The organism is Alkalimarinus alittae, from assembly GCF_026016465.1.
GTDB lineage: Bacteria > Pseudomonadota > Gammaproteobacteria > Pseudomonadales > Oleiphilaceae > Alkalimarinus > Alkalimarinus alittae.
In genome coordinates, this window is record NZ_CP100390.1 from 983,082 (window position 1) to 1,007,199 (window position 24,118).

22 protein-coding genes are annotated in these 24,118 nt (G+C 44.7%); 17 read left to right on the plus strand and 5 right to left on the minus strand.

Annotation, left to right across the window (positions count from 1 at the left end; all coding sequences use genetic code 11):
- Positions 1 to 19: 19 nt before the first annotated feature.
- Together efp and epmA are read left to right on the plus strand one after the other, a co-directional pair.
- Complete coding sequence (efp, locus tag NKI27_RS04305; RefSeq protein WP_265048461.1) at positions 20 to 592, plus strand: elongation factor P; 573 nt, start codon at positions 20 to 22, stop codon at positions 590 to 592.
- 15 nt (positions 593 to 607) lie between these two features.
- Positions 608 to 1,570: an EF-P lysine aminoacylase EpmA gene (gene epmA, locus NKI27_RS04310; protein ID WP_265048462.1), complete on the plus strand. Its 963-nt coding sequence runs from the start codon at positions 608 to 610 to the stop codon at positions 1,568 to 1,570.
- Here the strand turns inward: epmA and asd are convergent, their stop codons facing one another.
- From asd to NKI27_RS04325, 3 genes are all read right to left on the minus strand, one after another.
- Complete coding sequence (asd, locus tag NKI27_RS04315; RefSeq protein WP_265048463.1) at positions 1,571 to 2,434, minus strand: archaetidylserine decarboxylase; 864 nt, start codon at positions 2,432 to 2,434, stop codon at positions 1,571 to 1,573.
- Positions 2,435 to 2,562: 128 nt separating this feature from the next.
- On the minus strand, positions 2,563 to 3,387 hold the full coding sequence (locus NKI27_RS04320) for a rhodanese-like domain-containing protein (protein ID WP_265048464.1): 825 nt from the start codon (positions 3,385 to 3,387) through the stop codon (positions 2,563 to 2,565).
- Positions 3,388 to 3,507: 120 nt separating this feature from the next.
- The gene (locus tag NKI27_RS04325; RefSeq protein ID WP_265048465.1) at positions 3,508 to 5,274 is read right to left on the minus strand and encodes an HDOD domain-containing protein; all 1,767 of its coding nucleotides are present in this window, start codon (positions 5,272 to 5,274) and stop codon (positions 3,508 to 3,510) included.
- A 188-nt stretch (positions 5,275 to 5,462) separates the two neighbouring features.
- Here NKI27_RS04325 and motA point away from each other — a divergent pair, with 188 nt between their 5' ends.
- On the plus strand, positions 5,463 to 6,314 hold the full coding sequence (gene motA / locus NKI27_RS04330) for a flagellar motor stator protein MotA (protein WP_265048466.1): 852 nt from the start codon (positions 5,463 to 5,465) through the stop codon (positions 6,312 to 6,314).
- 43 nt (positions 6,315 to 6,357) lie between these two features.
- Complete coding sequence (gene motB, locus NKI27_RS04335) at positions 6,358 to 7,290, plus strand: flagellar motor protein MotB (RefSeq protein WP_265048467.1); 933 nt, start codon at positions 6,358 to 6,360, stop codon at positions 7,288 to 7,290.
- Positions 7,291 to 7,405: 115 nt separating this feature from the next.
- On the opposite strand, the gene rsgA is transcribed toward motB, so the two are convergent.
- Positions 7,406 to 8,476, minus strand: a complete 1,071-nt coding sequence (gene rsgA, locus NKI27_RS04340) for a small ribosomal subunit biogenesis GTPase RsgA (protein WP_265048468.1) — start codon at positions 8,474 to 8,476, stop codon at positions 7,406 to 7,408.
- 115 nt (positions 8,477 to 8,591) lie between these two features.
- Between rsgA and orn the strand changes: the two genes are divergently transcribed.
- Complete coding sequence (orn, locus tag NKI27_RS04345; protein WP_265048469.1) at positions 8,592 to 9,134, plus strand: oligoribonuclease; 543 nt, start codon at positions 8,592 to 8,594, stop codon at positions 9,132 to 9,134.
- Here orn and queG read toward each other — a convergent pair.
- A complete protein-coding gene (gene queG, locus NKI27_RS04350; RefSeq protein ID WP_265048470.1) occupies positions 9,124 to 10,254 on the minus strand; it encodes a tRNA epoxyqueuosine(34) reductase QueG in 1,131 nt (376 codons plus the stop codon). The two genes, orn and queG, sit on opposite strands and share 11 nt — an antisense overlap.
- 205 nt (positions 10,255 to 10,459) lie before the next feature.
- On the opposite strand from queG, the gene NKI27_RS04355 reads away from it, so the two are divergent.
- The 12 genes from NKI27_RS04355 (at position 10,460) to NKI27_RS04410 (ending at position 24,065) form a co-directional block, all read left to right on the plus strand.
- Positions 10,460 to 12,013 (plus strand): NAD(P)H-hydrate dehydratase, encoded by a 1,554-nt coding sequence (locus tag NKI27_RS04355; protein WP_265048471.1) that lies wholly within the window; start codon positions 10,460 to 10,462, stop codon positions 12,011 to 12,013.
- Between the two features lie 109 nt (positions 12,014 to 12,122).
- Entirely contained in the window at positions 12,123 to 12,617 is a 495-nt protein-coding gene (gene tsaE, locus NKI27_RS04360; RefSeq protein ID WP_265048472.1) for a tRNA (adenosine(37)-N6)-threonylcarbamoyltransferase complex ATPase subunit type 1 TsaE, read from the plus strand.
- 35 nt (positions 12,618 to 12,652) lie between these two features.
- Entirely contained in the window at positions 12,653 to 14,008 is a 1,356-nt protein-coding gene (locus NKI27_RS04365) for an N-acetylmuramoyl-L-alanine amidase (RefSeq protein ID WP_265048473.1), read from the plus strand.
- Positions 14,009 to 14,053: 45 nt separating this feature from the next.
- Positions 14,054 to 16,012, plus strand: a complete 1,959-nt coding sequence (gene mutL, locus NKI27_RS04370) for a DNA mismatch repair endonuclease MutL (protein ID WP_265048474.1) — start codon at positions 14,054 to 14,056, stop codon at positions 16,010 to 16,012.
- Positions 16,012 to 17,031 (plus strand): tRNA (adenosine(37)-N6)-dimethylallyltransferase MiaA, encoded by a 1,020-nt coding sequence (miaA, locus tag NKI27_RS04375; protein WP_265048475.1) that lies wholly within the window; start codon positions 16,012 to 16,014, stop codon positions 17,029 to 17,031. Before mutL ends, miaA begins: the two co-directional genes overlap by 1 nt.
- Before the next feature lie 86 nt (positions 17,032 to 17,117).
- Positions 17,118 to 17,369, plus strand: a complete 252-nt coding sequence (gene hfq, locus NKI27_RS04380; RefSeq protein ID WP_250654990.1) for an RNA chaperone Hfq — start codon at positions 17,118 to 17,120, stop codon at positions 17,367 to 17,369.
- Positions 17,370 to 17,386: 17 nt separating this feature from the next.
- Complete coding sequence (gene hflX / locus NKI27_RS04385; RefSeq protein ID WP_265048476.1) at positions 17,387 to 18,694, plus strand: ribosome rescue GTPase HflX; 1,308 nt, start codon at positions 17,387 to 17,389, stop codon at positions 18,692 to 18,694.
- A 195-nt stretch (positions 18,695 to 18,889) separates the two neighbouring features.
- Positions 18,890 to 20,098, plus strand: coding sequence for an FtsH protease activity modulator HflK (gene hflK / locus NKI27_RS04390; RefSeq protein ID WP_265048477.1), 1,209 nt, complete (start codon positions 18,890 to 18,892; stop codon positions 20,096 to 20,098).
- Positions 20,098 to 20,976, plus strand: a complete 879-nt coding sequence (gene hflC / locus NKI27_RS04395; RefSeq protein WP_265048478.1) for a protease modulator HflC — start codon at positions 20,098 to 20,100, stop codon at positions 20,974 to 20,976. The genes hflK and hflC overlap by 1 nt, the downstream gene beginning before the upstream one ends.
- Before the next feature lie 180 nt (positions 20,977 to 21,156).
- Positions 21,157 to 21,342, plus strand: coding sequence for a DUF2065 domain-containing protein (locus NKI27_RS04400; RefSeq protein WP_265048479.1), 186 nt, complete (start codon positions 21,157 to 21,159; stop codon positions 21,340 to 21,342).
- Between the two features lie 86 nt (positions 21,343 to 21,428).
- Positions 21,429 to 22,616, plus strand: a complete 1,188-nt coding sequence (locus NKI27_RS04405; protein ID WP_265048480.1) for an ATP phosphoribosyltransferase regulatory subunit — start codon at positions 21,429 to 21,431, stop codon at positions 22,614 to 22,616.
- 156 nt (positions 22,617 to 22,772) lie between these two features.
- Positions 22,773 to 24,065, plus strand: coding sequence for an adenylosuccinate synthase (locus NKI27_RS04410; protein WP_265048481.1), 1,293 nt, complete (start codon positions 22,773 to 22,775; stop codon positions 24,063 to 24,065).
- The last annotated feature ends 53 nt before the right edge of the window (positions 24,066 to 24,118 follow it).

Below are 24,118 nucleotides of genomic sequence, written 5' to 3' on the forward strand. Positions count from 1 at the left end.
TACAGACCGGTGAGGAACAATGGCCAACTATTCTACCAATGAATTCAAATCAGGTGTTAAAGTAATGCTTGAAGGCGACCCGTGCGCCATGCTTGAGGTTGAGTTCGTAAAGCCTGGTAAAGGGCAGGCCTTTAGCCGAGTAAAGTTGAGAAACCTTAGAACAGGGCGCGTTTGGGAGCGTACATTTAAGTCGGGTGAATCACTTGAAGGTGCTGACGTTATTGAACTTGATATGGAGTATTTGTACTCTGATGGCGAGTTCTGGCATTTCATGCTGACAGACGGCTCATTTGAGCAGTATGGCGCAGACGAAACAGCGGTGGGTGATTGTAAACTATGGCTTAAAGAGCAAGTAGTGTATGCAGTGACACTTTATAATGGTGCTCCGCTTTCGGTTACTCCTCCGAACTTTGTTGATCTTGAAGTGGTTGAGACAGACCCTGGGCTAAAAGGTGATACGGCTCAAGGCGGCACTAAGCCGGCGACTCTTTCGACGGGGGCAGTTGTAAACGTACCGTTATTTGTCAATATTGGCGAAGTGCTGAAGTTAGACACGCGTACTGGCGAATATGTTAGTAGAGCGAAGGGTTAATTGGTTGATAGTTCAGTGAGTTGGCGTCCTAGTTGTCAGCTTGCTGCGTTAAGGTTGCGAGCTGACATACTGGCTGCAACCCGATGTTTTTTTGCTGAAAGGTCGGTGCTAGAAGTTGAGACACCCCTTTTATCTTATTCCACGGCAACAGATCTTCATTTAGCGAGTGTTTCGGCGCAAGTTGATTTACCCCATCAGCAAGGTTCGAAACAAATGTTCCTGCAAACATCTCCTGAGTTTGCAATGAAGCGTCTATTAGCGGCGGGTTCGGGTGCTATTTACCAAACCACCAAGTCTTTTAGAAATGGAGAGTCAGGAATACGTCACAATCCTGAATTTACCATGTTGGAGTGGTACCGACCCGGCTTTAGCTTATCGGAATTGATGTCGGAGGTGGCAGATTACCTTTCTGTTGTTGCTAAGTTAGATAAACCTGATGTCATCACCTATCAGCAGGCCTTTCTACAGTATCTCAATATTGACCCACACAGAGCTGATGAGCAAACGCTCTTCCAACTAGCAAAACAAAAGACAGGGATCTCAGGCGATGGCCTTTCGCGAGATGACTGTCTCGATTTATTGCTAACTCATTGTATTGAATCAAAGTTGGGGTGTGAAAAGCCTGTCTTTATGATTGAATACCCCGCGAGTCAGGCGTCTTTAGCCAACATTAAAGAGATTGATGGCATCAAGCTTGCGCAGAGATTTGAGTTATATGCCAATGGTTTAGAGCTGGCCAATGGATATGATGAGTTAATTGATGCGGATGAGCAGTTACACCGCTTTAAGGCTGATAATAAGGCTAGAAAGTTAGACGGGTTACCTGAAATACCGATTGATCATCACCTCATAGAGGCACTAAAGTCTGGACTGATTAAATGCTCGGGTGTTGCTTTAGGCATGGATCGCTTGCAGATGGTAATACAAAAAACGTCATCAATTGATGACGTTATCGCATTTCCGGTAGGGCGGGCGTAATTAGGCGTTTGGTAGTTTGCCGAATGCTTGTCCCATTCTAACGACCGACCCTGCCATTAGCTCTTCTTTAAACTCGACCATATTCTCAGGAAACGCTAACACAACCGTTGAGCCGAGCTTAAAGCGACCCATTTCATCCCCTTTATTAAGTGTGATGGGGTTTGTGGGTTCTGCAGGATACTCGGTTACTTTTAGCTGCCTTACGGGTGGCGCTACTTGACCAGACCAAACCGTTTCAATGGCTGCAACAATCATTGCGCCAACTAAAACCATAGCCATAGGCCCGTGTTCGGTATCAAAAATAGCCACTAAGCGCTCGTTTCGCGCAAATAGGCCGGGTACTTTTTCTGCGGTTAATGGGTTTACTGAAAATAACTTTCCTGGTACGTAAATCATTTCCCTCAGGGTGCCGGCGAGTGGCATGTGGATACGATGGTAATCTTTAGGTGCAAGATAAATTGTTGCAAACTTGCCGCCCATGAAGGGTTTGGCACGAGCAACGTCGCCTCCTAAAAGGTCTATTAAACTGTAATCTTGACCTTTTGCTTGGAATATTTTTCCGTGGTTGATATCACCTAATTGGCTGATCGCTCCGTCTACAGGGCAAGATATTTGTGTACTGTCATCTGCAAGAGGGCGTAGACCTGGTTTGAGCTCTCGAGTAAAAAAGTCGTTAAAGCAAGGGTAGTCGCTAGGATTCTCTTTAGCGGCTTCAGCCATGTTGACTTGATACCTATTAATAAACCACTTTATAAATGCATCTTTTATCTGCGGTTGCTTGCAATCAGCTAGCATGCCTACGGTTCTAGAAAGCGTATGCTGAGGGGTTAGGTACTGACTGAGAACAAATAAGTTATCGAGCATTAATCGTGTTTGCCTGTAGTGAGTAAGATCGGGTTAATAAAATGGGTTAGTAAAAAGAGGTTATTAATGTGCAATTCTACTGCTTTACCTCTAGAACTCAAGTTTGAACTGATCGCACTTGTCCATCACTATAGTTCAACAGGGGTTTCGGGTCGGTTTCCCCACTCAGACCATGAGCCGTCATAGGCTTTGACTTCGCTGAATCCTAATATTTTTGCCACCAAGTAAGTAAACCCTGAGCGGTGGTGTGTTTGGCAATGGGTGATCACTTTTTTGTCTGTCGTAATACCGAGCAATGTGAGTGTTTCTAGCAGTTGTTGTTGATTTTTTAGTCGCAGAGCCCGCTTAGGGTCCATTGCTTCGGTCCATTCAAGATTGGCTGCGCCTGGGATATGCCCTTTTTTAGCGGCGAGTACTTTTTCTCCACGATATTCTTGTGGTGATCGTGCATCCCAAATGACTGTCGATGTTTCAGTGATGGCAGCAAGTACCTCTTCTAGTGAGGCTGTATGGTTATAGTTAAGGCGAACGGTATAGTTAGAGAGTCGAGTGGGGTGGACTACTTGTGTTAACGGTCTTCCTTCATCTTTCCAAGCAAGGTATCCGCCATTTAAGTAAGAGTATTGAGTGTGTCCGATGCTATCGAGTAGCCAGATAAATCGGCCTGCCCAGCCACCCCCTTCGTCGTCATAAACAATGACATGCTTGTCTGAGGTTAGGCCTATCCGTTTAAACAGTTGATCTAGTGATTCTTCTGTGGGCATCTTTCCAGGGGCGGGGGGGGTGCCAAGCTGAGTTTCCCCTGGAGACACATGGATAGCCCCTTCAATATGGCCTTCTTGATAGCGAGTTGGGCTACAAATATCGATAATGAGCAATGATGGCTCACCGATCATTTCTTGAAGTTGTTCGGGTTCAAGTAATAAGGGGATGTTCTGCGAGGTATTTTCCATTCTTTAAAGCTCTTGCTAGGCGAAACTATCAATTTAAACGGTTAATGAGTACTGCTGTTGAGTCATATTATCAGATTTTACTGCTTACCTTGCACCTGTAAGGCTGATTCTAGTGGTAAATTACGTTTTTTTTGTTCGCTTTTCTGCTAAGTATTGGAGGCAGTGGGTCGCCGCTCCGCACATATATTTAAACTGTTTGTAGTCTTCATCTGTTAGCAGTCGCTTCTCATGCCCTGAATCGGCATAAAATATAGCGACAGGTTTTTTGTTGATGAATATCGACATTAGGAAGAACTCTCTAGCGCCACTCGCTACCTTAAACTCTGGTGGAATCATCGCCCAAATGCTTTTACTGCTGTCTGGTTTAACCCAAACGCTTGATGGTTTTTCAATTAGCCTAGAAAACAGGCTAGGCTTTGTTAGAGACTCTTGGTAGCTGCTCAGTTCTGGGTAATCTCGCGTTCCTACGCTGTAATAAGCTTTTAAGCGGGTTTCATTGGTGCTAATGAGTGCAACAATAGCCTTTTCTAGCCCTAGCCCGTAAGAAAGGCATTGTGTTGCTGCGTTCATGAGTTCATGAAGATCAACAAAATTGTCTGGGTTTTTAAGCATTATATTGGTGAATTCATTGAATACTGCTTTGTCGCCGCGTGGAGCTTGTTCGATTTGGCTGTCTTCCATCATTCCCTCTTGCATGAGTTCTTTTTCGGATTTTATTCGTGGTTGTTTTTTGGGCGCTTGTTTAGCGACGTGACTTGATTCTGATTTTGTTTGGATTGTTGGCTCAACTGGATTGATGGGCGCGGGTGCAGTGTTGTCCACGGTTAAATGTGCTTCTGGTATAGGTGCTACAGATATAGGTGTATCAGTGTGTGGTGGTGTGTTTTGTTGCGGACTTGGTCGCTGTTTTTTCTGTTTCTCTCTTGGTGGCAGTAGCAGCTTTGCGGCGGGCAGCATAATGCCCGGCATAGGGTGTTCCCTCGACATGTCTATTGCACATTGGTGGGTGAGTGAAACCACTTGATGTAACGACACCCCCAAGTATACAGCAATGGCTTTTTGAACCCTGAGTGTTGATTTTGAATACCAGTCTTGCGAAGCATAATAGGCTAAAAGGTTTGCAAGTGTAATAGAAAATGATGGGTGGGAGGTAATGAGCTTAATGTCTTTGTCATCTACCTTTCGCGGGCGCCCGTTTTGGTCAACATGTTGGCTTACCTTAATCCACTGCTTGGGCGTTAATTGGTTCTCTGCCATATAACATGCTTTTGTTAGGGGAGGCAGGTTAAGGTGTTCGACTAACGCTTCTGCTATCGCTGGAAGTGTACACCCAAAAATATCTATTTCCGCTTCTTTTGAGGGTTTAAAGTCAACATGCATCGCTTTACGCACTTGCTTCATTTTTGTACTTGCAAACTCCCATAAGTACCACATGGGTACTCCGCATAAAAGAGCTCCCCAATAGCTGTCTTTGGCTTGGCTTGGTTGTTTAATAGTGGAGAAATGGTACGCCAAATACGAAGCAAGAAGGCTCGCGTTTATGGCTCGAGCGTAATATAGCTGCTGAGTGTTGCTTGGTTTTGGTCCTTGGGTAGGCAGTGATAACGTTATTTGTTTCAGTTGCTCAGTGCCTATCATGCTGATAGCGTGCTCTAGGTTCTTGCTATATGGGGCTTTCTCTTCCTTATTTTGGTTGGCTTTGCTGATAATGTGGTAACAGAAAACCGGATCATTATTCGCCAGTTCCGCTAATTTTTTATAGGGGAGTTCGTGTGTCGATAATGTTTGTAATATTTGTTTTCCAACAATAGGGCCAATCGGCAGTACTTGCACCGAAAGAAATTCTGACCACTCTTTGGCGCCGGAAAATGTGTCTGATTTATTCATAAGTATTTGTTAAATGATTAAAAATGATCTTAACTAACTATAGTATGAAATAGCCAAAACGGTACAAATTAGTAGTGGTAGATTGAAATATTCTGCTGGTGTACAAAAAGACTACTGTTTTTAAATGGCTATTTAACGTTATTGGAATAACATACTGTATTTATTGTTCATTTTTTTGGTTTATATTTATGGCGTTAATTATTGGTTTTATCATCGTACTGGCTAGCGTATTGGGTGGCTATGTGTTGTCACATGGGGAGATCGCGGCACTTTGGCAGCCCTTTGAGATATTGATTATTGGTGGTGCTGCCTTTGGTGCATTCGTGGTATCAAACTCTGTGCATACGATTAAAGCTGTGTTTGCCTCATTACCGTCTTTAGTGACGGGGTCAAAATTTAATAAAGCAATGTATATTGATTTGCTAAGCCTACTCTACGACATATTTGATAAATCCCGTAAACAAGGCGTAATGTCGATTGAGGCTGATGTAGATGATCCTCATGGAAGTGAAATATTTACCCGTTACCCCGCTATTCTAAAAATGCCTGCGGTCATTGAATATATTACTGACTATTTGAGAATTATTAGTACCGGTAATATGGCCTCTCATGAGCTCGAAGGTCTAATGGATCTTGAAATAGAGACGCGCCAGACAGAACTTGAAGAACCGGCTCACGCACTGCAAAAGGTCGCAGATGCGCTTCCAGGGTTTGGTATTGTGGCGGCGGTGTTGGGTATTGTTATTACTATGGGGTCTCTTGGTGGTCCTCCAGAAATGATTGGTACTCACGTAGCGGCAGCACTGGTCGGTACGTTTCTCGGGATTTTATTGGCTTATGGTTTTGTAGGCCCTATGTCTTCTTTGATGGAGCATATGGTTCATGCCGAGGTAAAGGCGCTTGAGTGCATTAAGGTGAGTATTCTGGCTACGATGGGTGGAATGGCGCCTCAGATGGCTGTTGAGTTTGGCCGAAAGGTGCTGTTTTTTGATGTTAGGCCTAAGTTTCAAGAGCTTAATGATCACGTAAAGTCTCGTTAATTAGGGGCGACATAAACCTCATGCAACAAATTAGGGTGTAAGAGTGGAAGATCGTCCTCCTATAATTGTTAGAAAGATTGTTAAAAAAAGCGGGCATCATGGTGGTGCCTGGAAAGTTGCATTTGCTGATTTTGCAACGGCTATGATGGCGTTTTTTTTGGTGCTGTGGCTGACTGCGACGACTAGCCCTGAACAGAAAGAAGCGATAGAGGGCTATTTTAAAGACCCAATAGGGTTTGTTGAAGGTGGCAGTCCCAATCCTATTGATTTAGACGGCAGTGCATCGGTGGTTCGTTCGTCTTCTGCAGATCAGCAGGATGCTGATATTCAGTTTGAAGATGAAGAGATTACGCAACTAGCAGATACGATTGAAGAAGAACGCCTGCAAACTCTTATGATGACGCTGCAAGATAAAATTGATCAAAACAAAACGCTTAGAGAGTTTAAAGACCAACTTTTACTGGATATCACGCCCGAAGGGTTACGAATCCAAATAGTTGATCAGTCCAAAAGACCGATGTTTGATAGTGGTAAATCAGAACTTAAATTTTATTCTGAAGATCTGCTGATTGAGCTAGGCAAAACGATATCACAGGTACCGAATAAAATTAGCCTCACAGGGCATACTGATGCCCTGCCATTTTCGGGGCGTGAAGGGTACTCTAATTGGGAGCTGTCGGCAGATAGAGCCAACGCTGCTCGGCGTGCTGTTGTTGCAGGTGGTGTTGACGAAGAGCAAATATCACGCGTGGTGGGGTTGGCATCTTCAGTTTTATTTGATCCCAATGACTCGTATGCAGCTGTTAATCGTCGAATTGCTATTATTGTGTTAAATAGAAAAGCAGAAGATGAATTTGCTCGAAATGCTGGCGTTAGAGACGCGGGGACTAGCAGTAAAGAAAGCACCCAAAAGCTAGAAGGGGGTAGCTGGTTTGATGATGTTAAAGAGGTTAAGCCTAATGAAGTTGATTGGTAAGGTATGATCAGAGCTGTGCTAGGCTGACGTTTTTATAACGGCATTTAAGCTAGGTTGCGCGCGTTTAAAAGCGGCTCGAGGCCGCGACCACGTTATAATAGAGCAATGTCTGCAATTAATCCCTAAGCATCAAGCCTCTAGCATTTTGGTCTGCTATTGCATGCTTAATACGCCTGTAGCTGTCCATTCGTCTTTCAGAAATTTCACCGCTTTCAACGGCTGCGAGTATGGCGCACTTAGGTTCTTTTTCATGGTGGCAGTCCCTAAAGCGACAAAATCCAAGGTGCGGACGAAACTCAATAAAGCCCTCAAGCAGCTCTTGCTCTCCGATATGCCACAAACCAAACTCTCGAATACCTGGAGAGTCGACAAGATCACCTCCGCTTGGCAAATGAAATAGCTTAGCGGTGGTGGTCGTGTGGGTGCCTTTACGAGTGTTTTCAGAAAGTGCGCCGACTCTAATATCATGCTCGGGTAGTAGGGCTTGGATTAACGATGACTTACCTACGCCTGATTGACCTACAAAGACGCTGGTGTGCTGGTCGAGCCAATCTAGGAGTTCAGACATACCTTTGTTGCTATCATCCCCAGTAGATGATTTAACGGAGGCTCTTATTGTGTGATAGCCCAATGACTCATATAGCGCCATCATGTCATCAATGGGTTTTCGGTTTTCATCGGTCAGCAAGTCTGTTTTGTTAAGCAGAATGACGGGTGGAATGCCAACAGTTTCAGCGGCAACAATGTATCGATCTACCAAGCCTTGAAAGGGTTCGGGTTCAGGTGCAATGACAATAACAATGTAGTCAATGTTGGCTGCAACAGGTTTAAGGTTGCCGAAGTTGTCTGGGCGTTGGAGAATGGTTTGTCGTTCAAGTCTGGCTTCAATGACGCCGGTGAGGTCTTTTCCTGCACGCCAAATAACACGATCGCCCGTCACTAGAGATTCAATATTAGCTCTAACATGACAGCTGTGAATCTCGCCTTTGTCTTCACCTTCGAGCGCTTCAATATTCAGGAGTTGGCCAAAATGGGCGATGACGATCCCTTCTTGCTCTTCGCTTAAGTCACCTGCTTGTAATTGTCGGCTAATATCGCGTTCGCGTTTTTGGGCGCGAATCGTACGTTCTTCTTGTACTTTTTCTACACGCCATTGCTGTCGTCTGTTGAGCTTTCGTTTGGCCATATTCTCTAAGAGACCTTTCTTTTATTTGGAGCACTGTAAATAACTGCTAATATGACTCTATGATATTGGATTTACAGATGATTAGCAGCTTTTGATGGCTGATAAAGGAAATTTTATGGCTAGAAATGAAAATTTAGTGTGGATTGACCTAGAAATGACGGGCTTAGAGCCAGACGTTGATCGCATCATTGAGATAGCAACCATTATCACCGATGCAGATTTAAATATATTGGCCGAAGGTCCTGTAATTGCCGTGCATCAGCCAGATAGCGTCTTGGCTCAGATGGATGAGTGGTGTACCAAAACACACGGTGCTACTGGATTGACGCAGCGGGTTAAAGAGAGTCGGGTGAGCGAGGCTGAAGCAGAGCGACAAACGATTGAATTCATCGCACATTACGTCGATAAAGGTGTTTCACCGCTTTGTGGTAATAGTATTGGGCAGGATCGTCGGTTCTTAGTGAAGTATATGAAAGAGCTTGAGGCTTTTTTTCATTATCGAAATCTAGATGTTAGTACGGTTAAAGAGTTAGCACGGCGTTGGAAACCAGAGGTGGCTAGCAGCTTTAAAAAGAAAGGTGTTCACTTAGCCCTTGATGATATCCGTGAGTCTATTGGTGAGTTGCACCATTATCGTGAGCACTTTTTTAAGCTTTAGGTGTAATATCGATAAGCTGTAATTTACTTTCATGCTGCTTCAGTGCCCATTCGACATGCTCTTTAACGATATTGGATGGGTGATCTTGTTTTTCTTTTAGCGCATTAATAATTTTTTCTGAACTAGGTGCATTGCCGAGGGCAATCGCGATATTCCGTAACCAGCTTTCGTAGCCTGCACGGCGAATAGCAGACCCTTCTGTAAGTTTAAGGAATGTAGGTTCATCCCAGTTAAATAGGTCAATAAGATCGGGGGCTGTGAATTGGTGTCGAGGCGTAAAATCAGTTTCTTGAGATGATTTTGAGAATCGGTTCCACGGGCATACAAGCTGGCAGTCATCACAACCAAAAATGCGATTCCCCATCATGGGCCTTAACTCTTCAGGAATAGCCCCTTTTAATTCGATAGTTAAATAAGATATACAGCGTCGAGCATCTAGAACATAGGGTGATACAAATGCATTAGTAGGGCACTTGTCGAGGCATTCCGTGCACTGCCCGCAGTGATCTTTCTCGTAGGGCGGGTCTAGAGGCAGTGGGATGTTGGTAAATATCTCGCCCAGGAAAAAATAAGTACCGGCTTGGCGATTGATGATCATCGAGCTTTTTCCAAACCAACCGAGCCCGCTTTTTTGGGCAAATGCCCGCTCTAGTACTGGCGCGCTGTCAACAAACGCCCGAAAGTAAAAGCCAGACATGGCCTCGTTAATTTTTTGTGTGAGTAGGTTAAGTCTTTTTCGAATAAGCTTGTGATAATCGCGTCCTAACGTATACCGAGAAATATAGCCTTTGTTCTTATCTTTTAAGACTTCAATCATCCTGCTATCTTCCGGCAGGTAGTCCATTCGAAGTGAAATAACACGCGAGGTTTCTTCGACGAGTTGGTCTGGGTGATAGCGCTTGCTGCCGTGCTTGCCCATGTAATCCATATCGCCTTGGTACTTATTTTCCAACCATTGAATGAAGCGTTGTTCATGCTCCCCTGGGTCAACGTCCGTAATGCCGACTTGTTGAAAGCCTAACTCTCGCGCCCACGCCTTTATATTTGCAGCAAGCGATTGAAACTCGTCATCTGACGGGTTCTTTTCGCGGGCCGTGGGTGTGGTTGGAGGTATATTCAACGGGTTTTATCCTTTATATTAAAAATTGTTTATAAAATGATCTTTTTCTTACTGTTTGCTATTATTAACAGTAGTCTAAAGGGTAATCTTTAAGCAGTTTATTATCTTATCCTTAACAGTATTAGTATTTTTTTCGGCTATTGGTTCAGGGTTTCAATTGAATCAATAAGTTAACTTGGTTGAGTATTATACGACAGTTTACGATATGAATAGAGCGTTAAAATCGCCATTATCGCCTTTTGAAGATAAGGCTCTTCCTCGAGAGCTGTACACGGCTAAGCAGGTGCGAGCACTCGATCGACTGGCCATGGAGACCATGCCGATTAATGGGTTTGATTTGATGAAGCAAGCGGGTAAGGCTGCTTTTCGTATGATGCTGCGTCTATGGCCGGAGACGCCGTCTTTGTCGGTTTTTTGTGGAGGTGGCAATAATGGTGGCGATGGGCTTGTTATTGCGGGCTTGGCAGCCCAAAAAGGGCTCTCTGTCGAGGTTATTTTGTTGGCGGATACGGAGTCGTTAAGCGGCGAAGCCGCTGAGGCTTGGGCTTGGTTGCAGCAGCTGGATGTATTTTCATCGCTCACTATTATGGCTTGGCAGGTGGGTCTACAGGTTCAAGGGGCGCTCATAGTTGATTGTCTACTGGGTACTGGGTTGATAGGTGATGTACGGGGTGGCTATGCGAGTGCTATCAGTGCGATTAACTTGTTAGGCAGGCCTGTTTTTGCGGTTGATATTCCGTCAGGGCTTTGTAGTGATACAGGGCGAGTGCTGGGGTGCGCCGTTAAGGCTCAACGCACCATAACGTTTATTGGCCTAAAGCAAGGGTTATTAACAGGCGAAGGGCCTAACGTAGTGGGAGTGTTGAAATATGACTCGCTAGGGGTTCCTGAAACCGTCTTAACGCGAATTAATCCCTGCTGCTTAAGGGCGGACTGGCGTGAGTTTGAGGCTAAATTACCCAAACGGCAGAGAGCCGCTCATAAAGGCATTTATGGCCGTGTGCTTGTCATTGGCGGTGATCATGGGATGGCAGGTGCTGCGCTAATGGCAGCTGAAGCTGCATGCCGTGTGGGAGCAGGTTTGGTATATGTGGCGACTCGACCAGCCCATGTTTCAGCGTTTATCGCGCGCCAACCTGAAATTATGGCTCAAGGTATCGATATTGCCCAATATCTTGGAAGTATGATTGATGGTGTTGATGTTGTTGTAATCGGTCCGGGATTGGGTCAAGCGGCTTGGGGTCAGCAGCTATTTCAAGCGGTGATGCATACTAATAAACCGATGATTGTGGATGCTGACGCGTTAAATCTGTTAGCTAAGTTGAACCCTGAATCACGGCATAACTGGATATTAACGCCCCATCCAGGAGAAGCTGCTAGGCTGTTAAACTGCTCAATTGAAACGATTGAGCGAAACCGGTTTCAGGCGGCGACTGAATTGCAACAGAAATATGGTGGAACCATCATACTCAAGGGGGCGGGGACATTAATTGCTGTAGAGCCACAAGGGAATGAAAAGGCGACTTGGTTAGCTAATACGGGTAACCCTGGTATGGCAAGCGGTGGCATGGGGGATGTATTAAGCGGCATATTAGGTGGCTTGCTTGCGCAAAAGAATATCGACTCGATGATGGTAGGGCCTGCAGCGGTAACATTGCATGGTGAGTCGGCAAATCTGGCACGCTTATCGGTAGGTGAATATAGTTTGTTGGCTTCGGATGTGTTGGCTGCAATACCTCAATTATTGAGGGTGGTATGACAAGTGATTAATCGTATTGAAATAAATGAATAACGTTCATTTATTGGGCTTTGAACTGTTAGAATGCACGCATTAAAATGAAATTTTAAGTAAAGGTAGGGTTGATCTGTTGTTAGGTGATGTAAAGCTAGGTCAAGATAGGCACAGTGCGATATTAGAAAGTGAAGCTGAAACTATTGCGTTTGGTGGATGTTTGGCAAAAGCGTGTGCAGGCTCAGGGATCATTTTTTTGCATGGTGACCTTGGTATGGGTAAAACAACGATGTGCCGAGGCGTGTTGAATGCACTTGGCCATCAAGGAACCGTTAAAAGCCCTACCTACACACTGGTCGAACCTTATGAGCTGAAAGAGGGGATGGTTTATCACTTTGATCTTTATCGATTGGGCGACCCGGAAGAGCTTGAGTTTATGGGGATAAGGGATTACTTAGATGAGCAGGCGTTGGTTATTATTGAATGGCCAGAAAAAGGGAAGGGGATTTTGCCTAAAGCTGATATTGAGGTGATGTTTGCCTTAGATGGGGTGGGGCGAGTAGTGCGTTGGAAAACTAATACAGTGCATGGTGAAGCGATTGCTGTGCGGCTTACTGAAGGTCTGACATAAGGTTGTATGTTTTGTTGTTAAGTGGTGTGAAGTTGATGAGTGCACGTAAACATAAAACAAGTGCATATTTTATAGTGATACTAGGCGTGTTATGGCTAGGCATTGTCTCTGTTTCGCATGCTGCAAATGTTACTAATGCAAGGGTTTGGCCTGCACCCGATCACACTCGGTTGGTTTTTGAGATCACCTCTGGGGTTGAGCACACGCTATTTAGCATGAGTAGCCCGAATCGAATTGTAGTGGATATGAGTAACGTTAAACTGCTCACCGACTTGTCTGACTTGCCGTTGGCGGGAAGTCCAATTAAGCGAATTCGCTCGGCGGTTAGAAATAAACGTGATTTGCGAGTTGTACTTGATGTAGCAAGACAGGTAGAACCAAAAAGCTTTTTATTAAAGCCGAATGAGCAGTATGGTAACCGATTGGTTATTGATCTATATGAGCATGAGAAAACACAACAAGCACCTAAAGTCGTGCGATCGGTTGATAGTCAGCATCAGAAAAGAGATATTGTCGTAGTCATAGATGCTGGGCATGGAGGTGAAGATCCTGGCGCGCTTGGTCCAGGAAGAGTGAGAGAAAAAGATGTTGTACTGGCAATATCAAAGGAGTTGAAAGCACTGGTAGGTAGTCAGCGGGGTATGAAGGCAGAAATGACGCGTGATGGTGATTACTATGTGGGGCTTCGGCAGCGTACAGGGGTTGCAAGAAAGCACAATGCAGATTTGTTAGTGTCGATACATGCTGATGCTTTTAATAAGCCTCAGGCAAGTGGCGCCTCAGTATATGCACTGTCTAAGCGCGGTGCAACCAGTGAAGCTGCTCGTTGGCTTGCACAAAAAGAGAATAGTGCCGATTTAATTGGTGGTGTGGGAGGCGTTAGTCTGGATGACAAAGATGATGTGCTAGCGGGTGTGTTGCTTGATTTGTCGATGACAGCAAGCTTGAATGCCAGTCTAGGGGTGGGGAATCATGTATTGAAAGCCATGGGCGGAATGACGCGGTTGCATAAGAAACGCGTTGAGCAAGCAGGCTTTGTGGTGCTTAAATCCCCAGATATTCCGTCAATTTTGGTTGAGACTGGTTTTATATCGAATCCTGTTGAGGCTAGTCGCTTGAAAACTAGAAAGTATCAGAAGAAAATGGCAAATGCGATTTATCGGGGGTTGGATACGCACTTTAAAACAACGCCCCCGCCTGGAACATTACTCTCTTATCAGCAATACAGCGGGCAGGCTAATAGTCCGAAGCAGTATAAAATTCAACGAGGGGATACCCTTTCGGGGATAGCGAAACGCAACCAGGTTACTGTTAGTCAATTAAGAAAAGAGAACAGTTTGCGATCAGATCATGTAAAAATTGGTCAAGTCATTCGTATTCCCGCATCTTAAATTTTCAATACGCCGTGTGAAGCGGCGTAGGATATATTACCCATAATGAGTCGAATACATAAATTATCTCCCCGTTTGGCTAACCAGATAGCGGCAGGGGAAGTGGTCGAACGGCCGGCATCAGTTGTAAAAGAACTGTTAGAAAACTCTTTGGACGCAGGGGCGCGTAGGGTTGATATCGAGGTTGAAAATGGCGGTATCAAACTCATTAGAATTCGAGATAACGGTACGGGCATCGCACAAGATGACCTGCCGCTGGCGCTAAGTCGGCATGCAACCAGCAAAATAGATACGCTAGATGACTTAGAGGCGGTGGCTACGCTAGGGTTTCGTGGAGAGGCGCTAGCGAGTATTAGCTCTGTTTCGCGGCTATCACTGACATCCCGTCCTCGTGCAAATGGTAGCAATGTTTCTGCAGAAGATGCTGCTCCGCTTATTCAGCAAGAAGCAAGTGCTGAAGGTGCGTGGAAAGTAGAAGCAGAAGGTCGGGATATGGACGCCAAAGTAAGCCCAGCTGCTCACCCAGAAGGCGCAACGGTCGAGGTGCGAGACCTTTTTTTTAATACACCTGCTAGGCGCAAATTTCTTAGAACAGAAAAGACTGAGTTTGGACACCTTGAAGAGGTTGTTAAGCGACAAGCGCTCAGCCGTTTTGAAGTCGGCTTTTCGCTTCGTCATAATCAACGTACCATTCATTCACTCCGCCCAGCGGCTTCAATGCAAGATAAAGAGCGCCGAATAGCAGCCTTGTGTGGCTCGCAGTTTATGGAAAACTCGGTGGTTATTGATGTTGATGCATCAGGGTTGAAGCTTTGGGGGTGGGTTGCACTGCCGACGTTTTCTAGAAGTCAGGCTGATCTTCAGTATTTTTTTGTTAATGGGCGAGTAATACGTGATCGACTGGTGGCCCATGCGGTTAAACAGGCTTATCGTGATGTGCTTTATCATGGGCGGCACTCGGCTTTTGTACTCTATTTAGAGCTTGATCCTGCTAATGTTGATGTGAATGTGCACCCTACTAAGCATGAAGTTCGGTTTCGAGATGGTCGTTTAGTTCACGACTTTATCTTTCGAAGTCTGCATAAAGCATTAGCAGATGTTAGGCCTGATGATCGCATGAATTTAAATAATGCAGGGCATCTTGAGAGTTCTGCGGGTGTTACACCCGGGTCGTTGATCCCCGGCTCAGGTCAGGGTGCTGTTTCAATGACTGAGGCGGGGGCGATGATGCCGTCCTATGGTGCGCAGTCAGCGATGCCATTAAGGGATTCTGTTACGGCATCCCAAATACAAGATCAGATATCTGGCTATGGCGCGCTTCATCCTGTTAATAATTCAGCTAATGGTGTGGGGGCGACATCTCAAGGGTTGCCTTCTCAAGTGCAATATTCGCAAGAAATGGCCGACCCTGATCAGCTTGAACCGCCTTTGGGATATGCTATTGCCCAACTACACGGTATTTACATTTTATCCCAAAGCTCAAAAGGGATGATTGTGGTCGATATGCATGCTGCTCACGAGCGTATTACCTATGAGCGAATGAAGCAGGCGTATTATGCACAAGGGGTTAAAGCTCAGCCGCTGTTGGTGCCTGTGACTATCGCAGTTAGCCAGCGAGAGGCTTCAGTTGCAGAAGAGTTTAAAGATGCCTTTCTCAAGTTAGGGTTGCAGATTGAGCGTATTGGGCCTGAGTCACTCGTTGTTCGGCAAGTGCCTGCTTTTTTACGAGATGCGGATAGTGAGCAGCTCGTTAGAGATGTGATCTCGGACGTCACCGAGCACGGCACGAGTGATCGGGTGGAGGCGCTCGCGAATGAAATGATGGGCACAATGGCTTGCCACGGCTCAGTGCGAGCAAACAGGCAGTTAACAATTCCAGAAATGAATGCATTACTTCGCGATATGGAGGCGACAGAGCGTAGTGGCCAGTGTAATCATGGGCGTCCAACATGGACGTTAGTCACCATGTCTGAGCTCGATAAACTCTTCCTGCGAGGGCGTTAATGAGTAGCACTGATCAAAACAAAAAGCCTCTGGTTATTTACCTTATGGGGCCAACCGCATCAGGTAAAACAGATTTAGCGGTTGCACTCACTAAAGCGTTGCCGTGCGATATCATTAGTGTGGACTCAGCATTGGTGTATCGGGGGATGGATATTGGTACAGCCAAGCCGGAAGCGGAGGTATTAAAAGAGGCACCTCATCGTTTGATTAATGTCTGCGACCCAGCAGGATCATACTCCGCTGCACAATTTAGAGAGGATGCGCTTAAAGAGATGGCGGCTATTATCGAAAAAGGCCGTATCCCTTTACTCGTGGGGGGGACAATGATGTACTTTAAGGCGTTGGATCAAGGGCTTGCAACGCTACCCTCTGCAGATCCCGTCATAAGACAGAAATTGTTGGATGAAGCCAACGAAAAAGGGTGGGGGTACATGCACCAAAAGCTGGCAAAGATAGACCCCGTTTCGGCCGATCGAATACACCCGAATGATCCACAGCGCTTGCAGCGAGCACTTGAGGTTTTTGAAATATCAGGCAAGACATTAACAGATTTTTGGGCAGATCAAGCCGCGTTAAAAGAAAAGCAAGAAACTGGACAGAATATCGAAGCGCATTACACTAATTGGGAGAGCGACACTTTTAGTGCTTTATCGTATAATGCGATAAATATTGCAGTATCACCAAAAGAACGCTCCACTCTCCACGAAAGAATTGCGCTACGATTTAAACAGATGTTAAATAACGGTTTTGTTGAAGAGGTTGAGGGGCTGCATCAATCTGGCAAACTGAATTTATCAATGCCCTCTATGCGATGTGTGGGTTATAGGCAAGTTTGGGAGTACCTAGACGGAAAACTCAGCTATGATGAAATGGTTGAGCGCGGCGTTATTGCAACTCGACAGCTAGCAAAGAGACAAATAACTTGGTTGAGGCGATGGCCAAATTTGAATTGGTTTGAGTCAGAAGATCCGGAATTGCTTGCCAAGGTATTGAAAATAGTACACTCTGCCACCATTTAGTATTATAACTTGAAACGCTTTAAACAATTTTAGTTTGTCTTTTGCAGACTGAAGGAAGAATTAAACATAAAAACAGGAGATTAGAGATGTCGAAAGGGCACTCACTACAAGACCCTTATTTAAATGCATTGCGCAAGGAGCGCATTCCAGTATCCATTTTCCTGGTGAACGGCATTAAATTACAAGGACAAATAGAGTCATTTGACCAGTTCGTTATTTTGTTGAAGAACACTGTGAGTCAGATGGTTTATAAACATGCAATTTCTACGGTTGTTCCCGCTAGAAATGTTCGCTTAGCTCCAGCAAACCCAGCTGAAGAAGGCGAAGGAAACACCTAAAATAGGAAATAATCAATTTGTTTGAACGTCCGGATACGGGTGAACGAGCGGTATTGGTTCACCTGGATTTTACGTCCGATCGTGAGCGCGAAGACCCTCAAGAGTTTAAAGAATTAGTCAGGTCAGCGGGTGTAGAGCCGATGACTTTAATTGAGGGTTCAAGAGGACATCCTAGTCCACGATATTTCGTGGGCGAAGGAAAGCTTGAGGAGGTGCGTCAAGCCGTCGAAATTTACGATGCTGACGTTGTTCTTTTTAATCATTCGTTATCACCAAGCCAAGAACGTAATATAGAAGCAGCTCTGCAATGTCGAGTTATAGATCGTACAGGGGTTATTCTTGATATTTTTGCTCAACGAGCAAGAACTCACGAAGGTAAGCTTCAAGTTGAGTTAGCTCAGCTTGAGCATATGTCTACGCGTTTGATTCGAGGCTGGACCCACCTAGAAAGACAGAAAGGGGGGATTGGTATGCGGGGGCCGGGTGAGACCCAGCTTGAAACTGATCGCCGCCTACTGAGAGCCAGAATTAAATCAATTAATAAGCGCTTAGATAAGGTTCGTAAACAGCGAGACCAGGGTAGGCGTGCGCGTGTACGTGCAGATATACCGACTATTTCCTTGGTTGGTTATACCAACGCAGGCAAATCGACACTATTTAACCGTATAACTGAATCGAGTGTCTATGCGGCAGACTTATTGTTTGCAACGTTAGACCCAACGCTGCGGCGGGTAGAACTGCCCGATGTTGGCCCCGTTATACTGGTCGATACAGTGGGGTTTATTAGGCACTTACCCCATAAGTTGGTGGAGTCTTTTAGAGCGACACTTGAAGAAACCTGCAGTGCAAATTTGCTGCTGCATGTGATCGACTGTGACGATGATAACCGTCTCGAAAATATAGAGCAGGTTAAACTTGTGCTTGAAGAAATTGGTGCTCATGAAATTCAGGTACTTCAGGTGTATAACAAGCTTGACTTGTTAGAGGGTCGCCAACCTAGGGTTGACCGAGATGAGGAAGGTAGGCCTAGTCGCGTTTGGGTTTCTGCAAACACTGGAGACGGCATAGAGTTGCTTCTTGATTCTGTTGCTGAGTTGATGGCAGAAGATCTGATTCATCAGCGCTTACTGATTGAAAGTAAGCAAGGGCGATTAAGAGCATTATTTTATGAGGCGGGTGCAGTTGTTGCCGAAACATTTACGGAGAGTGGTCAAGCTTGTCTAGAAATACGCATACAGCGGCAAGACTTCAATCAGCTACTGCGTCGAGCTGAGATGAGTGAAAGTGAATTAGTTTTTCAGGAATATGAACCTCAGGTAGATTGACCAGAAAAGCTAAATTTCAATTTTGTAACTTGCTGTATTGGATTAAGATCAATATTATTCGTGCTAATACATGTGGTGAGGATTTATTTAGGCTTCGGTAAGCGAGAGTTGAGCTTTTTGATTTTCTCGCCGTAAAACCGTAAGGCTATCAACGGTCTTTATTTTAACTTTAGAATTCAATTAACGGAGAGTCTTATGGCCTGGAATGAGCCGGGTGGTAATCGAAATGACAAAGATCCTTGGGGCGGCGGAAATCGCGGCAATGATCAAGGGCCACCAGATCTAGACGAAGCGCTAAAAAAAGGAATGGAAAAGTTGAATAAGTTATTTGGTGGTAAACCAAATGGCTCAGGAGACTCTGGTTCTAGCGGTAGTGGTAATGGATCGGGTGCCGCATTTGGCGGGATTTTCGTTATCGTCATTATAGGTTTACTTATTCTCTTAGCGGTTGAATCTGTCTACACCGTTGACGAACGAGAAAGAGCCGTTGTACTGCGATTCGGCAAGTACTCAGAAACATTAGGCCCAGGTTTGCAGTTTAAACTGCCATTGGTAGACCGTGTCGAAAAAGTAGATGTTACGCGTGTTCGTTCAGCGGCCACTCGTGGACATATGTTGACTGAAGATGAAAACATCGTTGAGATTAACTTAGCGGTTCAATATGTCGTCAAAGATCCTAAGGCGTTTGTGCTTGATATTCGTAATGCCGAACGAACCTTAGACTACGCGACCGACGCAGCGCTTCGACATGAAGTGGGTAGTGCAGAATTGCATCAAGTATTGACCGAAGGGCGGTCTGTGTTAGCGGTTCGTACTCAAGAGCGTTTGCAGAAGTCTATGGATTTCTACCACTCAGGTCTGCAAGTCAGTAAGGTGAACATAGAAAGCACTCAGGCGCCTGCGGAGGTTCAAGATGCGTTTCAGGATGTTCAGCGAGCTAAAGAAGATGAGCAACGAGTGAAGGCAGAAGCTGAAGCGTATCGCAATAAAGTGGTACCTGAAGCGCGTGGTATGGCTCAGCGTATACTTGAAGAAGCTAGCGCATATAAAGAAGAAGTTATAGCGCGGGCAAAGGGTGATACTTCTCGATTCCTTAAGTTGTTGTCTGTTTACGATAAAGCACCAGACGTCACTAGAGAGCGTCTCTATATCGATACCATGCAACGTGTTATGAGTAAAAGTAGCAAGGTGTTAGTCGATGTTGAAGGTGGCAATAACATGATGTATTTGCCATTAGATAAGATGATGTCGAGTAGTCCTACAGTATCGGGTTCTGCTTCTGTTTCAGGTTCCGCAGGGTCGGGCCGCTTGAATAGTGATGAAATAGGAAGCTTAACTGATCGAGTACTGCAAGAGCTACGTACTAGACAGTCTGATAACACGACTAGAAGAGGGAGAGAATAATGAGTCCTAAAGCTATTGGCATTATAGTTGTTGCCTTAATCGTACTCCTTATAGGCTCTGCTTCTATTTATGTGGTACCCGAAACTCAAAGTGGTGTTAGGCTACGTTTTGGTGAGTTGGTTGAGAATGAAATTCAGCCTGGGCTCCATTTTAAAGCCCCAATTATTGATGAAATAAGAAAATTTGATGTACGAATTCTGACGCTAGATGCACCTGCTCGTGAGTATTTGACGATTGAGCAAAAGCCTTTAGTGGTAGATTCTTTTGTTACTTGGCAGGTTAATGATGTAGCCAAGTACTATAAGAGTACTTCAGGTGATGAAACCCGAGCCGTGATGTTGCTTTCCTCTCGAATTGATAACGGCCTGCGTGATCAGTTCGGTATTCGAACTATGCATGAAGTGATTTCTGGCCAGCGTGATGAGTTGATGATTGAGCTAACCAAAGCCATGAACTCAGTAATGGCTGAAGAGTTTGGGATTAAAATCGTAGACATTCGTATCAAGGGTATCGACCTTCCTAAAACTGTCAGCAGCGATGTATATCGTCGTATGAGAAGTGAAAGAGAAAAAGAAGCTCAAGAGCACCGTTCGAAAGGCCGTGAGCTAGCAGAAGGGATTAAAGCTGATGCTGATCGCCAAAAAATAGTCGTTGAAGCGGAAGCTTATCGAGAGTCTGAAGTGACGCGCGGTGAAGGTGATGAGATTGCAGCGCAAATTTATGCTGATGCTTATAGCCAAAATGCTGAGTTTTACTCTTTTTATAGAAGCTTGACTGCATATGAGAGTGCATTCTCTAACAAGAGCGACATACTTGTGGTTGACCCAGATAGCGACTTTCTTAAATACTTGAATCAATCTCAAGGGAAAAAGAAATAAAAGTCTGGTAAAATAGCGTAAAAATAAGACCGGGGCATTAGCGGACTAATTCCCCGGTTTTTTTGTGTGCAAGAAAAGGGTAGAATCGCCCACTTGATGATTAAATGATCGTTTTTATGGTTGAGATCATTTAGGTCAAACTTATTTTTAGGCTAGACCCTTAATGTGGTGGATCGCTTGATGTGGCAAGAAATCGGTATTGCCTTCAGTATGCTTTTGGTTATTGAGGGAATTATTCCATTTTTGTACCCTCAGCGATGGAAGAATATGGTTCAAACCTTGGCTCAAATCGATAATCGTTCGATGAGAGTCATGGGGTTGATAAGTATGTTATTAGGTACGGGGTTGCTCTACCTGGTGCATTGATCATATCGCAACACATTAATTTAATAAGTGCATACTCAAAATGTACTTACAAAATGTACTTTGAATAGATTCTGACAGGCGTAAAAATGACAGTATCAGATCGCTGGTTGCTTCCCGATGGCGTAGATGAATTATTACCTCCCAATGCAAGGGTTGTTGAGCAGTTACGAAGACGGTTGTTAGATAACATATCTAACTGGGGTTACGAACTCATTAGTCCACCGATGATTGAGTTTCTCGAGTCACTCTTAACTGGAACAGGAAACGACCTTAACCTTCAAACGCTAAAAGTGACCGATCAGTTATCCGGTAGACTGATGGGGATACGCGCCGACATTACTCCGCAAGCCGCTAGAATTGATGCTCATAGTTTAAGAGAGCAGGGCGTAACCCGACTATGTTATGCCGATGCGGTTATTCATGCGCGTCCAGCGCACCTTCTGACTAATCGTTGTCCTATCCAAATAGGATGTGAGTTGTTTGGTGAAGCCTCACTAGCGGCTGACGTTGAAGTTATTTCTTTAATGCTCAATACGCTTAATTTGGCAGGGCTTGAAAAGGTTCACGTTGATCTTGCTCATGTGGGAATCTATAGAGGGTTGATTAGCGAGGCAGGTTTTGAGCGAGATACCGAGCTAGCTATTTTTGATGCGATTCGTAGAAAATCGATTCCCGAACTCGAAGAGCTTTTATCTGGCGACGTTGGTAATGCGGCTGTTGCAAAAATGCTATTGCAACTGACTAATGCGTCGGGTGGTATTGAAGCGATCAAGAATATTAAATCGATAGTTACTGGTGCGTCCAAAGACGTACTCAATGCCGTTGAGCAGTTAGAGTCAATTATCGACCAGTTACAGCAGCGTTACCCGAATATAGAGCTAGGCTTCGATTTCTGTGAATTACGCGGCTATAACTACCATACAGGTTTAGTCTTTGCGGCGTATTACCCTGGTTATGGTCATGCGGTTGCTAAAGGCGGACGATATGACGCGATAGGTAAAGAGTTTGGTAGTGAGCGCTCTGCAACAGGTTTTAGTGCTGATTTGAAAATATTAGCCATGCTTGCGTCCCCAGATGGTATTGAAAATAAAAAAGGCATATTGGCGCCTTTTAGTGACGATATTACGCTTTGGGATGCAATTGATCGCTTGCGACAAACCGAAAAGGTTGTGCAGTCACTTTCTGTAGAAAGCGATAGCAATGATGCCGCTCAGCTTGGGTGCGATAGAGAATTGGTTAAAGAGAGTGATACTTGGGTCGTTAAACCGATATAATTAACGGTACTACCGATACGATTTTCATCTTGAACGAAATGAATGGGAATTGAGTCCATATTTAATTGATTTACGAGCTTATTAACTTGAAAGCCAAATAAATATAACGACAATTCCGCTTTAACACTGTATTTGTTTTAACAGAGTATATATACGATGGGCAAAAATGTAGTCATTTTGGGCACCCAATGGGGTGACGAAGGTAAGGGTAAAATAGTTGACCTGTTAACTGAACAGGTTGCTGCTGTAGCTCGCTTTCAGGGTGGTCATAATGCAGGCCATACGCTGGTAATTGATGGCGAAAAAACGGTTTTGCACCTTATACCATCAGGTGTTTTGCGTGAAAATGTAACTTGCTTAATCGGAAACGGCGTTGTTCTTTCACCTGAAGCTCTATTGAAAGAGATGGGTGAGCTTGAGGCAAAGGGTGTTCCTGTTAGAGAGCGTTTACAAATAAGCTTATCTTGCCCGCTTATTTTGCCTTATCACGTTGCGTTAGATATTGCGCGTGAAAGTGCACTAGGTAATAACAAAATTGGTACCACTGGCCGTGGTATTGGTCCAGCCTACGAGGACAAAGTATCACGAAGAGGTATTCGCTTAGTTGATCTTTGTAATAAAGAACGTTTCGCTGAAAAGCTCCGTGAAGTAATGGAGTACCACAACTTTGTTCTAGAAAATTATTACAAAGTTGAGCCTGTCGATTTTCAAAAGACATTAGATGATACCCTTGAAATGGCTAAGCAAATTCTGCCAATGGCGGTAGATGTGGTTGATGAACTGCACAATTACCGTAAAAAGGGCGAGAATATCTTATTTGAGGGTGCGCAAGGCTCATTGCTAGATATAGATCACGGCACTTACCCGTTTGTGACGTCTTCTAATACAACTGCAGGTGGAACGGCAACCGGTAGTGGTTTTGGTCCTATGTACCTTGATTATATTCTAGGTATTACTAAAGCCTATACGACTCGTGTGGGTTCTGGCCCATTCCCAACAGAGCTGTTTTGTGATCAAGGCGCTCACCTTGCTAAGAAAGGTCATGAATTTGGTGCAACCACAGGCAGAGCTCGTCGATGTGGTTGGTTTGATGCGGTTGCACTTAGGCACGCCATTCAAATTAACAGTGTCTCAGGCATCTGCTTGACGAAGCTTGATGTGCTTGATGGTCTAGAAACCATTAATGTTTGCGTAGGTTACAAAACCAAGAACGGTGAGTTGACGCGCCCTCCGGTTGATTGTGATCACTATGAAGATCTTGAGCCTATCTATAAAGAAATGCCAGGATGGAGTGAAAGCACATTAGGCATTCAGACCCTTGAAGATTTGCCAGAGAATGCGAAAAACTACATCAAGTTTATCGAAGAGCAGATCGAAGCGCCTATTGATATTATTTCGACAGGCCCAGATAGAAATGAAACGATCGTTTTACGCAGTCCATTTGCGTAAGGTCGTTTAGAAAACACAAAGGCAGAGTTTATACTCTGCCTTTTTTATTGGTT